This window comes from Nostoc sp. CHAB 5836 (assembly GCF_020829445.1).
Lineage (GTDB): Bacteria > Cyanobacteriota > Cyanobacteriia > Cyanobacteriales > Nostocaceae > Nostoc.
The window spans coordinates 1-12076 of sequence record NZ_JAIVFV010000189.1; the positions used below are offsets into that span (position 1 = coordinate 1).

The following is a 12076-nucleotide window of genomic DNA, read 5'->3' on the forward strand; positions in this document are numbered from 1 at the left end:
CTTTGACTCTATTGTTACTACCTTTTACACTACGGGATAGTTTTTTATGTGCTTTACGTAATTTCCTTTTTTGAGTTCTATAATACTTTGGATTATCTACAACTTCACTATTGCTTGTAACAAGGTAAGATTTAATTCCCAGGTCTAAACCAATACTTTGCGTCACTTGGGGATATTTTTCTATCTCTGTTTCACACAAAATACTAGCAATTCCAAAGGTGTCCTCCCCATAGCTTTTTCTTAAGTTGAGGAAACTTTAAAAACAGTTTTCTGGCCGATATTCCTTTTAGCATTTTGACTATGTTTGGGATGGTGTGCTGAGGTGTTGCAGACACTAAAACGTGAACATGGTCTTCTACTACCTCAAGGCTCTCAACTTTAAACTTGTAGAGAATTGCCGTCTCAACTAAAACCTCTTTTAGAAACTCGGCTATTTCATCTTTCAGTAAATTATGTCTGTATTTAACACACCATACGATATGATACTCAATTGCATAGACATAACCTCTGCCATGTTTTACTTCCATACCTTATCATACCATGTGCGTGACCATGTACAATACTCTAGGAAGAAAAATATGGAAATATGGAGCGCCTAACTCATGACTTCCAGTCACGAGTGTGCGGCTTGCAGAAATCAATTTAGTAGAGGAGAAATTAGCAATGCTATAAATTTGATGTTGCAATGTTCGACGTTTGAGTTTGAAAGTCGCTCTGTAGTTTATCAAGCATTGCAGCGATTTCAACAAGGAAAGGCTGATTTTTCTGATTATTTAATTGGTGGAATCGCTCAACAATTTCAGTGTAGTTCGACAGCAACTTTTGATAGAAAATTGCAAAATGAGAAGGGGTTTGATGTGTTTGAGTAATGCTTTTTTTGTAAGGCGATGCCTAAGTTGGGCTACGCCTACGCTTCACCTGGATTTCTCACCACATCTCATTAATTAAATAAGTAAAGAGTAATAAGTAATAAGTAATAAATAATGAGTAAAGAATCTTACTTATTACTTATTACTTATTACTTATTACTTCACCCGCGAGGGGAGCAGGGGAGCTTGTGAGAAATGCGGGTTTAGATTGTTTACTAACACATAAAGGCGATCGCTCTCACACTCATCTCTCAATCCTCATAAGCGATTGCTCATCATTCTACAATTTAAGTCGAGCGATGTCTACGACGGGCTACGCCTACGCCTTCACAACACTATCATTTTACCTGCGAACACAAAACTTCGAGTCAAAAGGTAGAGCGATGTCTACGACGGGCTACGCCTACGCCTTTACAACACCATCATTCCACATCAGAAGGCGAAAAGTCGAGCTTGAAACTGAAACGTTGTCACTTGAAACAGGAATATTCTCACTTGAAACAGAAATATTCTCGTTTGAAACTGAAACGTTGTCACTTGGAACAGGAACATTCTCACTTGAAATAGAAATGTTCTCGTTTGAGACAGGAACATTCTCACTTAGAACAGGAACGTTCTCGTTCAGAACACGAACCTTAGAAATAAAAGCTTGATTGATGAGGCTGAGAACTTGAATTTTACTGTTCTGAGGTGAGGCGATCGCGCAAATCTGCCAATTTTTCACGGCATCTGATAGCGCCAGGATGATTTACCCCTAATCGCTGCTCTATAATTTCCAACGCTTGCAAGTACAGTGGTTCGGCTTCCAAGTATCGTCCCTGTAATTCATAAAGTAATCCCAGGTTACTGAGGCTATAGGCAACATTAGGATGTTCCTCTTGCGTTTGACCTAGTCTCATTTCTAAAGCCTGCAAGTAAAGAGATTCAGCTTCTGAGTATCGTTCTTGGGATACGTAGACTAATGCCAGATTGTTGAGGGTAGATGCAAGATCAGGATGTTTATTTCCGAGTCGGCGTTGCCTCAGTTCTAATGCTTGCAAGTGCAACGCTTCAGCTTCTGAGTGAGAAAATGAGAGTTGCAATAGCGGTGGCTGTCAGTGATACAGGCTCCATAGCTTTACCAATAATTACGGGATCATACTTAAATATTCACCAGTTTAACCTATTTCCGCATTTGACTTACCAAGTGAGTCAGTTCCGGTAAAATCAGTTTTTCCATTGCTAGTCGCACAGCATTACTGGAACCAGGAAGTGAGAAGATTAGTTTATTTTGATAAACACCAGCAACGGCGCGAGAAGCGATCGCCCGCGAACCAATTTCTTGATAACTTAAAAAACGAAATAACTCACCAAATCCCGGTAAGGTTTTCTCCAGTAGCCTCTCAATGGCATCATAAGTGGTATCTCTCGGTGCAATACCCGTGCCACCATTGAGAATTATAGCATCCACATTTGCGCTTTTACCCAGATTTTCTATCTGCCCTTGAATTTGTGTTGGTTCATCTTTGATAATCGTGTAGGCTCCTACACTATGGTTAGCACCCAAGAGTAACTGCTGAATTAGCTGGCCACTTTCGTCTGTTTCAAAAGTGCGTGTATCACTGACAGTAACCACAGCACAAGTTACCATAATTCCAGACAAATCAGGATGAGGTTGTAGCGTCATGGGTCAAGCCTTTAACTTTTGATATGAATAATTAGGCATGGGTAATGGCACATTGGACATGAAAAAATTACCAATGCCCTATACCCAATGCCTTATACCCTATTCTTTAGCTTTGCTAAGTCCAAGATCATTTTCCTCAGCGTACCGCTCCATGAAGCGCATAAAGCGATCCCATTCTTGGGCAGATTTCATCACATAAAGTGCTTCTAATGCTTCCGGTTTCCCGTTGACAAATTTAGCCTTAACTTCACGGGTAATTATCTCTCCTTCTTCGTCAATCAAGTACATCCCGGTAATATCTTCGGTGCTACCTTGATCTAAAATCTTAGGATTCGTAAAAATAAATGTTGCTGTACCACTGTCACCGGTGCGCGATCGCGTCAGGCGCACCTCTGGAATTACCTCTTCGTCAAGACCTCTAGAAAACTGGATTTTCGTCATGATGAATGAATTTAAACTTTTGTGATGGTTAATTTAATATTCTCTCATCAATTAGAACACCACGAGCTACAGGCTACTGTGATTATTTTTTTAGTGTATATACTTAAATTGCTTCTTTTTCAAGTAACAAAGTTACGGGGCCATCATTTTCAATCGTAACTTGCATCATTGCACCAAATTGACCTGTTTCGACCCGTAAACCGCTAGCTCTTAACTTGGTAACAAAACAATTATACAAATCTTCTGCTGATTGGGGAGCGGCTGAACGGTCAAAAGAAGGACGGCGGCCCTTGCGACAGTCACCGTAAAGGGTAAACTGACTGACCACTAACAAATCGCCGCCAATTTCTTGTACAGATTTTTGCCAGCGATCGTCTCCTGACGCATCAGGAAACAGCCGTAATTCTAAGCACTTACGTACTATCCAGTCGATTTCAACATCTGTGTCCGTATTAGCAATACCTACGAGCAAATTTAGCCCCCGTCCAACTTTACCGACAATTTCACCATTAACTAAAACTTGAGATGATTTAACTCGCTGGATAACAACGCGCATTTTAATCTAGATTTTCATCAACTTTTTAATTTTAAAGCCATGTCTACGACAGGATACGCTGACACATTTTTAAACCACAAACTAAATATAGAAACAATCAGCGCCTACTACCTGATAAAATCTGCTAATGTTCGATAACGTTTGTAAGTTCCTTGCTGAAACTTTCTCCAGTGACTTTGCCACTTGGCTGTTAGGAGAATCTATCACCCTGACTGAATTAAGTCCTTCTGAACTTTCTCTGGAACCAATCCGCGCCGATGCACTAATATTGCTTCAATCGGATGAGCTTGTGCTGCATTTAGAATTCCAAACCCAACCGAAAGCTGATATTCCCTTTCGGATGATTGATTATCGCTTGCGAGTCTATCGTCGTTTTAAGAATAAGCGAATGCGTCAAGTAGTGATTTATCTACAACAGACAAATTCAGAACTTGTGCAGCAAACTACATTCACTTTAGAAGAAACTTTTCATAGATTCGAGGTAATTCGTCTTTGGGAGCAACCAACAAGTGTATTTTTGGAGCATCCAGGATTATTACCATTTGCGGTGTTAAGTCAGACAAATGACCGCACTGCTACGTTACAGCAAGTTGCTCAGGAAATATCAGAAATTACTGATCAACGTATCCAAAATAATATTGCAGCCTCAGCCTTCATTCTGGCTGGGCTAGTATTAGAGAAAGAGATAATTCAACAATTGCTGCGGAAGGAACTTATGCAGGAGTCAGTAACTTATCAAGCTATCCTTGCTGAAGGTTTAGCCGAAGGTCGCGCTGAAGGTCGCGCTGAAGGTCGCGCTGAAGAAGTGCGGCGTGTAGCCATGAATTTGCTCAAAGAGGGAATGTCAGTGGAAATAGTGGCGAAAGTGACGGGGTTATCTGTGGAGCAGGTACAGCAGTTGGGAAGTGAAGAAGCTGGTAATGCAGGAGAGTGAGAAAGCAATGTCTACGACGGGCTACGCCTACGCTATTCTCTGATTTTGACTGCTCAAAATTGATGGCGGAGCTATTGGGAATGCATTCCCAGGTTCCACCTGGGAACTCCTAACTCCCAACTCCCAACTCCCAACTCCTAACTCCTAACTCCTAACTCCTAACTCCTAACTCCTAACTTTTATTTCCCAAATCCTTTACTGCGAGAGCTTGAAGGTAGACAAATGCAGTTTTCGAGTTGAGTGATTAAAGCCTCACGATCCAAATTTTGACCAATCAGCACGATTTGGTTTTTCAATTGACCTTGCCATTCATCATCATCCAAGGTAAAGCGTTTACCGCAAAGGTGAAAAATATGGCGCTTTGGACTTTCATCAAACCACATAATCCCCTTGGCTCGGAAGATATTTGAGGGTAGCTGGTTATCTAAGAAATACTGAAACTTCCTAATAGAAAAAGGCTTATCACTTTGGAAAGATATGGAAGTGAAACCATCATTTTCTAAATGGTCAGAATGATGGTGATGATCGTGGTGATGATCGTGATGGTCATGACTGCATGTTGAGTGATCATGATCATCATGGTCGTGATGCTCATGCTCGTGATGGTCGTGTTCATCCACCACTGTGTCAAAATATTTATCAGACTCAAACAGACCAACACTGAGAATTAAAGGAAGTGGCACTTGCGATCGCGTGGTGCGCAGAATTCTTGCTCCTTCCTTAACTTCGTTAATTTTTGTTTCTAACTCGTTCAAAGTGGCTTCATCGACTAAATCTGCCTTGTTCAGTACAATGACATCACCATAGGCAATCTGGCTGTATGCTGCCTGAGAGTTAAATAAATCTAGGCTGTAATTCGCCGCGTCTACCACAGTAATAATCGAATCCAAGCGGGTTAAATCCCGCAATTCTGTGCCAAGAAATGTTAAAGCTACTGGTAGCGGATCTGCTAATCCAGTTGTTTCCACTACTAGATAGTCTAGATTTTCTTGGCGTTCTAAAACTTTGTAAACTGCATCTACCAAATCCTCATTAATAGTGCAGCAGATACAACCATTATTTAGTTCCACCATGTTCTCAGCAGTGGAAACAATTAGCTCGTTGTCAATGCCAATTTCGCCAAATTCATTTACGAGAACGGCGGTTTTTAAACCCTGTTGGTTGTTGAGGATATGATTAAGTAAAGTCGTCTTGCCACTACCGAGGAAACCCGTAATAATTGTTACTGGCATTCCTTGTTTGGGCGTATCCATTGCCGAAGATTCGGGTGTAACTGCTGATTGCATAGCGCTGTTATCAAATAGTCAAAAAATAGTAATGTAGCGCAGATAGTCCAGAAAACACTAGCATAGGGGTGCTGGACAGTCATCCCAGCTGCTTTACCCTATTATTACGTATCTCCTTATTTCAGCATTACTCTGTTATGACCCTAACCCTTTACAATACCCTCACCCGTCGTCAAGAACCGTTTGAAACAGTCGAACCAGGCAAGGTTAAGATGTATTACTGCGGCGTGACGGTGTACGACTACTGCCATTTGGGTCATGCGAGAGCTTGCATCGTTTGGGATGTAGTGCGCCGATACCTCCAGTTTATCGGTTATGAAGTGCGATATATCCAAAATTTTACTGATATTGATGACAAGATTCTCAATCGAGCCTGTGTTGAACATTCCTCAATGGAAGCTGTAGCCGATCGCTTTATCAAAGCATATTTTGAGGATATGGCGCGATTGGGAATCAAGGAAGCCGATGAGTATCCCCGTGCTACCCACACGATGAATGGGATTCAGCGATTAATTCATGAGTTGGAAAATAAAGGTTTTGCTTATCCTGCTGACGGCGATGTGTATTATGCAGTCCGACAGTTTGCTGAGTATGGCAAGCTTTCGGGACGCAAATTAGAAGATATGCAAGCCGGGAAAAGCGATGCCTACGGCGGGCTACGCCTACGCGTCAACGTAGATGATCCAGAGTACCAGAAAAAGAAAGATCCCTTTGATTTTGCCTTGTGGAAAGCAGCAAAACCGGGAGAACCAGCTTGGGAATCACCTTGGGGCGCAGGTCGTCCGGGGTGGCATATAGAATGCTCGGCAATGGTACGCGATCGCCTGGGTGATACCATAGACATTCATGCTGGTGGCGCCGACTTAATTTTTCCCCACCACGAAAACGAAATTGCCCAATCTGAAGCCGTAACCGGAAAACCCTTAGCCCGCTATTGGTTACATAACGGTATGGTAAAGGTAGATGGTGAAAAAATGTCCAAATCTTTGGGCAACTTTACCACTATTCGAGAACTGCTGGATCGAGGAGTTGACCCGATGGCAGTGCGGTTGTTCGTGCTAACCGCTCAATATCGCACACCCATAGATTTTACCGATGAAGCGATCGCCGCAGCAACTAATGGTTGGCACACCCTTAAAGAAGGATTATTGTTTGGCTACAAGTATGGTAAAGAACTGGGTTGGCCATTGGATACAGTAAATAATCCCATTCTCCATCCCGAAGGTCAGTTTTTTGAGGGACATGCTGAACAACTGGGTTGGCCATTGGATACAGCAAGTAATCCTACTGGGAAATTCGATAATATTGCTGAACTATTTTGTATGAGTCTCAATAATGACTTTAATTTCCCTGGTGGATTAGCAGTGTTATTTGAAATGGCCAAAGAATTAATCCGTGAAGGGAATATCCTTGTACATCAAGGAAAACCAACGATATCAGCAGATGAGTTACTCAAAACCTGGCAAACACTCATTACTTTAGCCGATGTTTTAGGTTTCACTGCCAAGCCAGAAGCGGAAATTCCTATGAATGATAGTTTAAGCGATGGGGAAATTGAAGCGAAAATTCAGCAAAGGCAAGAAGCTCGTATTGCCAAAAATTTTGCCGAAAGCGATCGCATTCGTGACGAACTTCAACTAGAAGGTATTACGCTAATTGATAGCCGTGATGGCACACGCTGGCACCGGAATTAGAGGGGAGATGAGGGAGATGAGGGGGATGAGGGGGATGAGGGAGATGAGGGAGATAAACAAAACTCCTAACTCCAAACTCCTAACTCCAAACTCCTAACTCCAAACTCCTAACTCCAAACTCCTAACTCCAAACTCCTAACTCCAAACTCCTAACTCCAAACTCCTAACTCCAAACTCCTAACTCCAAACTCAGCACTCTTTTGCCCCATGCCCAATTCTCTAAATTATGTGGACTGAACTTAAAAAAGCGATCGCTAGTTTCGATATTCCTGCTGATTGGATTGGTATTAGAGCCGTAAAGGAAACTTCTACTACCCGTTCAGTCCGTGACGGCTTACCCCAGTTAAACGGCAAATCCTTCACTGTAGGAGCTATGCTGGAAGTTTTGGTTAATGGCTGTCTGGGTTATGCAGCTACTAACTCTCTGGAATTACCATCTCTACAATCTGCTGCTCAAACAGCCTATAAACAGGCACTAGCAGCGAGTGAATGGTGGATACATCCCTTCAGTGAAAGTGAGCGCCCTAAAGTCGTTGGTGAATATAAATCTCCATTTATTAAGCCATTGGATGCTCTGAGTCCAGGAGAAATCAACGATTTACTGGTTCGTATTTGCCAAACACTCAAAGTTGACGACAAAATTGTGCAAACCATCGCCAGTGCTAGCACAACCGAAAGAGAGTCTTGGTTTGTCAGCAGCAACGACTCGGAAGTCTATCAAAAAATACTATCTATCGGCACTCATTACGGAGCCACAGCCCAAGATGGAACGGTTGTACAGCAGCGCAGTAACAATGGTTCACAGGCAAACTGTTACCAAGGCGGACTCGAACTTTTAAAACAAGAAAACTTATGGCATCGGGTGCGGCAAATTGGCGAACAAGCAGTAGAACTCTTGACAGCAGAAGAATGCCCAACTACCCGCACCAATTTAGTTTTAGCCTCAGACCAAATGATGCTGCAAATCCATGAAAGTGTCGGGCATCCCCTAGAAATTGACCGAATTTTGGGAGATGAGCGTAACTATGCTGGGGGCAGTTTTGTTAATAAAAGTGATTTTGGCAACCTAGTATATGGTTCGCCACTGATGAACATTACCTTTGATCCCACCGTCCCTGGTGAATTTGCCAGCTATGGCTTTGATGATACGGGTGCTGTAGCAACACGGCAGTATTTGGTTAAAGAAGGCGTACTCCAACGAGGTTTAGGCAGTCTAGAGAGTCAAGCCAGAGCAGGTGTAGCAGGAGTAGCCTGTGCCCGTGCTTCCTCATGGAATCGACCAGCGATCGATCGCATGGCAAACTTGAATTTAGAACCTCTAAACGGCACTTTTGAAGAAATTATTGGTGGGATAGAACACGGTGTTTACATGGAATCTAACCGTTCTTGGTCAATTGACGATCGCCGCTACAAATTCCAATTTGGTTGCGAGTACGCTAAATTAATTGAAAAAGGTAAACTCACCAAAACCCTCCGTAATCCTAACTATCGCGCCACAACACCAGAGTTTTGGCATAGTTTAATCCAAGTAGGAGATGCCACAAACTGGCGAATGTATGGTACTCCTTATTGTGGCAAAGGAGAACCAAATCAGGCCATTTCGGTAGGACACGGTTCACCTGTTTGTGTATTTGCTAATGTTGAAGTTTTTGGTGGAGGAAGTTGAAAAATACAATAGTTAGGAGTTAAGAGTTAGGAGTTAGGAGTTAGGAGTTAGGAGTTAGGAGTTTGGAGTTTGGAGTTTGGAGTTTGGAGTTTGGAGTTTGGAGTTTGGAATTAAGTGGGTAGGCATAATTAAACATCAAATAAAATCCTAGCTCGTAGTGAGCGATTCATCGCTCAAAAAAAAGGATTATCAGGACTAAAGTCCTGACTACAAACTTGAATTTATTTACGCCTAACTACTTACAAAAATTCTTTTAACTCCTAACTCCTAACTCTCTCCCACTGTCTATTAATATTTAATATATTATATGAAAATTGAGGAATTATCTGCGTTAGAAGTCAGCTTTAATCGACTAATTGAAAGTCTCCTGTTCAAAAAAGCAGAAAAGGAAGAATTCACTGTGAGACTAAGCAGTGAAAGAAGTCAATTTAGTCGTTTTAATCATGCGAAGGTGCGACAAACTGGTTGTGTTGCTGATGGCTGGATCGAACTGACTTTGATGGCAGATCAGTGCAGCAGTGTTCGGCAGTTTCCCTTTACTGGAAATTGGGAGATAGACTGGCAGTTAGCATATACTGCTTTGCAGGAACTACGTGACGAACTTATTCTACTACCCATCGATCCATATCTAATTTTGCCATCAGGAAGTAATATCAGCCGAGAAGTACATTCTGGTAATTTATTGGCGGCGGAAGCAGTAGTCCCAACTGTATTAGAATTAGTTGCTGAATTGGATTTTACAGGGATATATGCAGGGGGAATAGTAATTAAAGCTTATGGTGATTCTAGCGGTCAAAAACACTGGTTTGCTACTGATTCTTTTACCTTAGATTATTCTCTATTCTCCCCATCGGGACAAGCAGTTAAGGGCACATTCGCCGGGAGTCATTGGAATAAATCTGCTTATATAGCCAAAATTAGCGAAGCAAAAACTCAACTACAATTGCTGGCTCGCCCAGTTAAAGAATTACCACGGGGACAATACAAAACTTATTTTGCACCTGCTGCTGTTGCAGATTTATTAATCATGCTTTCTTGGGGTTCTGTGAGTCAAGCTGATATTCAGCAAGGAAATAGTTCTTTAGCTGCTCTATGGCGTGAAGAAAAACAACTTTCGACTGCATTTAATTTGAAAGAAAACTTTCAACGGGGATTAGTACCACGATTTAATGAATTGGGAGAAATAGCAGCACCGGAGTTACCGGTAATAGAAAAAGGACATTTGGTAAATACTTTGGTGAATTCTCGGACTGCTAAAGAATATCAAAAAACTGCCAACGGCGCTAATGCTTCAGAGACTTTACGATCGCCAGAAGTGAGTCCAGGAAATTTATTATCTGAGCAGATTCTTCCGAGTTTAGATACAGGATTATATGTATCAAATTTGCATTATTTGAATTGGAGCGATCGCCAAACTGGTAGAGTCACAGGTATGACTCGTTATGCTTGTTTTTGGGTAGAAAACGGAGAAATTATTGCCCCCATTGAAAACTTACGTTTTGATGAAAGTCTTTATCGCTTCTGGGGAGAAAACTTAGTAGATTTAACTACTTTTCAAGAATTCATCCCCGAAGTAGGAACATATGAAAGTCGCCAACTAGGAGGTAGTTTAGTTCCCGGTATGCTGGTAGAAGATTTTACATACACCTTGTAATCCAATACGCTCGGCGTTAGTGTCCTTGGCTGTGCTGCCCACTCACTAAAATCGCATTTTTGCGATAAAGTTCCTAGTATGCCTAACCATTACCCAGACAATGCCAGAAACACGGATTATTTTCTTTCAGGATGATAGAGGAGAAGTTCCAGTCTTAAAGTGGCTAAACAAATTACTCAAACAAGATCGTAAGGGATATGCAAACTGCATCGCCAGAATTGAGCAATTAGCTGAGTATGGTTTTGAATTAAGACGACCCGCCGCAGATTTTCTGCGTGATGGTATTTATGAACTAAGAGCCAAGCACGTCAGAGTACAGTATAGAATTCTATATTTTTTTCATGGTCAAAACGTAGTGATTTTAGCTCATGCCATCATTAAAGAGGATAACCAAGTTCCAGATCGAGAAATTGATTTAGCATTAACATACAAAAATTTATTCATACTCAATTCAGAAGTTCATACTTATATCGAACCAGAGGAAGAAACAGATGAAGAAAACTAATGATGCACTGAAAATCATTAAAAGAATGATGAAGTCAGACCCAGAATTACAAGAGATGGTTAGAGAATCATCAATAAATGCTCAAGTATCTCAAATCATCTACGATGCACGCAAACAAGAGGGACTAACCCAGCAACAACTAGCTGCAAAAGTCGGTACTACCCAGTCAGTCATTGCGCGATTGGAAGATGCTGACTATGAGGGACATTCTTTGTCTATGTTGGCTCGGATTGCAGCAGCTTTAAATCAAAAAGTAGAAATTAAAATGTCACCTAAAGAAGTTGTTTAAAACCTACACCCTGATGCTGAAACTTAAAACCCTTACTAATGACAGCCTTAGCCAGTTAGCTTTAATTGCGCCGACCTACTTAAGTTAACTTGAGCGAAAGTGAACATTTATTAAAAATCCTGCTTTATTACAAGCCAAAATTTTAAATCTATTACCAGCTAGGTTCCCTAAAAGTCTTCCTTAATGAAAATTGTTGGGTTAAGCAATAGCGAAACCCAACTTAGAATTTTTCCTCATCTCTGGTTAGAACCTCTATTTTTTCTTACCAGGAGGTGAATTGCGCTGGGTAAGGTTATCAATTTGCAATTGTTGCCGTCCGTTGGTGACAATTCGCAACATCTCTTTAAGATCCTGCTGGATATTTCCCAAAATGCCATCGGCATAAACATCAGCACCATCTTCAATTTCTTGAGCTTGAGCGATCGCAGTTTGCCGCCGACTAGTGGAGACAGATATGAGCCGGAGTTGGACTTCACTTAAAGCTTCGGCAAGTTCTTGGAGTTGTCTGGCATCTAC

At 41.6% G+C, this 12076-nt stretch carries 15 protein-coding genes and 1 pseudogene; 8 read left to right on the forward strand and 8 right to left on the reverse strand.

Annotation, left to right across the window (positions count from 1 at the left end; all coding sequences use genetic code 11):
* Both LC605_RS26705 and tnpA read right to left on the reverse strand, forming a co-directional pair.
* Positions 1-199 (reverse strand): transposase (locus LC605_RS26705; RefSeq protein ID WP_229550516.1); only part of this gene is annotated, 199 nt, incomplete at its 3' end.
* Between the two features lie 4 nt (positions 200-203).
* A complete protein-coding gene (tnpA, locus tag LC605_RS26710) occupies positions 204-527 on the reverse strand; it encodes an IS200/IS605 family transposase (protein WP_229550517.1) in 324 nt (107 codons plus the stop codon).
* Positions 528-602: 75 nt separating this feature from the next.
* On the opposite strand from tnpA, the gene LC605_RS26715 reads away from it, so the two are divergent.
* On the forward strand, positions 603-869 hold the full coding sequence (locus tag LC605_RS26715) for a hypothetical protein (RefSeq protein WP_229550518.1): 267 nt from the start codon (positions 603-605) through the stop codon (positions 867-869).
* Positions 870-1168: 299 nt separating this feature from the next.
* Positions 1169-1522: a hypothetical protein gene (locus LC605_RS26720; protein ID WP_229550519.1), complete on the forward strand. Its 354-nt coding sequence runs from the start codon at positions 1169-1171 to the stop codon at positions 1520-1522.
* A 24-nt stretch (positions 1523-1546) separates the two neighbouring features.
* Here the strand turns inward: LC605_RS26720 and LC605_RS26725 are convergent, their stop codons facing one another.
* From LC605_RS26725 to dtd, 4 genes are all read right to left on the reverse strand, one after another.
* Positions 1547-1951, reverse strand: coding sequence for a tetratricopeptide repeat protein (locus LC605_RS26725; RefSeq protein ID WP_229550520.1), 405 nt, complete (start codon positions 1949-1951; stop codon positions 1547-1549).
* A gap of 80 nt (positions 1952-2031) precedes the next feature.
* Positions 2032-2535: a molybdenum cofactor biosynthesis protein B gene (locus LC605_RS26730; protein WP_229550521.1), complete on the reverse strand. Its 504-nt coding sequence runs from the start codon at positions 2533-2535 to the stop codon at positions 2032-2034.
* Between the two features lie 99 nt (positions 2536-2634).
* Positions 2635-2976 carry a photosystem II reaction center protein Psb28 gene (gene psb28, locus LC605_RS26735; RefSeq protein WP_229550522.1) on the reverse strand — a complete coding sequence of 114 codons (342 nt, stop codon included), beginning with the start codon at positions 2974-2976 and terminating at the stop codon, positions 2635-2637.
* Positions 2977-3079: 103 nt separating this feature from the next.
* Entirely contained in the window at positions 3080-3532 is a 453-nt protein-coding gene (gene dtd, locus LC605_RS26740; RefSeq protein WP_229550523.1) for a D-aminoacyl-tRNA deacylase, read from the reverse strand.
* A gap of 127 nt (positions 3533-3659) precedes the next feature.
* Between dtd and LC605_RS26745 the strand changes: the two genes are divergently transcribed.
* The gene (locus LC605_RS26745) at positions 3660-4466 is read left to right on the forward strand and encodes an Rpn family recombination-promoting nuclease/putative transposase (protein ID WP_229550524.1); all 807 of its coding nucleotides are present in this window, start codon (positions 3660-3662) and stop codon (positions 4464-4466) included.
* 179 nt (positions 4467-4645) lie between these two features.
* Here LC605_RS26745 and LC605_RS26750 read toward each other — a convergent pair whose 3' ends face one another.
* Complete coding sequence (locus tag LC605_RS26750; RefSeq protein ID WP_229550525.1) at positions 4646-5752, reverse strand: GTP-binding protein; 1107 nt, start codon at positions 5750-5752, stop codon at positions 4646-4648.
* Positions 5753-5889: 137 nt separating this feature from the next.
* Between LC605_RS26750 and cysS the strand changes: the two genes are divergently transcribed.
* From cysS to LC605_RS26775, 5 genes are all read left to right on the forward strand, one after another.
* Positions 5890-7446: a cysteine--tRNA ligase gene (gene cysS, locus LC605_RS26755; RefSeq protein WP_229550526.1), complete on the forward strand. Its 1557-nt coding sequence runs from the start codon at positions 5890-5892 to the stop codon at positions 7444-7446.
* A 226-nt stretch (positions 7447-7672) separates the two neighbouring features.
* Entirely contained in the window at positions 7673-9112 is a 1440-nt protein-coding gene (locus tag LC605_RS26760; protein ID WP_229550527.1) for a TldD/PmbA family protein, read from the forward strand.
* Positions 9113-9419: 307 nt separating this feature from the next.
* Positions 9420-10766 carry a TldD/PmbA family protein gene (locus tag LC605_RS26765; RefSeq protein ID WP_229550528.1) on the forward strand — a complete coding sequence of 449 codons (1347 nt, stop codon included), beginning with the start codon at positions 9420-9422 and terminating at the stop codon, positions 10764-10766.
* Positions 10767-10866: 100 nt separating this feature from the next.
* A complete protein-coding gene (locus LC605_RS26770) occupies positions 10867-11271 on the forward strand; it encodes a type II toxin-antitoxin system RelE/ParE family toxin (protein WP_229550529.1) in 405 nt (134 codons plus the stop codon).
* Complete coding sequence (locus LC605_RS26775; RefSeq protein WP_229550530.1) at positions 11258-11560, forward strand: XRE family transcriptional regulator; 303 nt, start codon at positions 11258-11260, stop codon at positions 11558-11560. The genes LC605_RS26770 and LC605_RS26775 overlap by 14 nt, the downstream gene beginning before the upstream one ends.
* 252 nt (positions 11561-11812) lie before the next feature.
* Here the strand turns inward: LC605_RS26775 and LC605_RS26780 are convergent.
* A pseudogene (locus LC605_RS26780) lies at positions 11813-12076 on the reverse strand (DivIVA domain-containing protein); the annotation flags it as partial.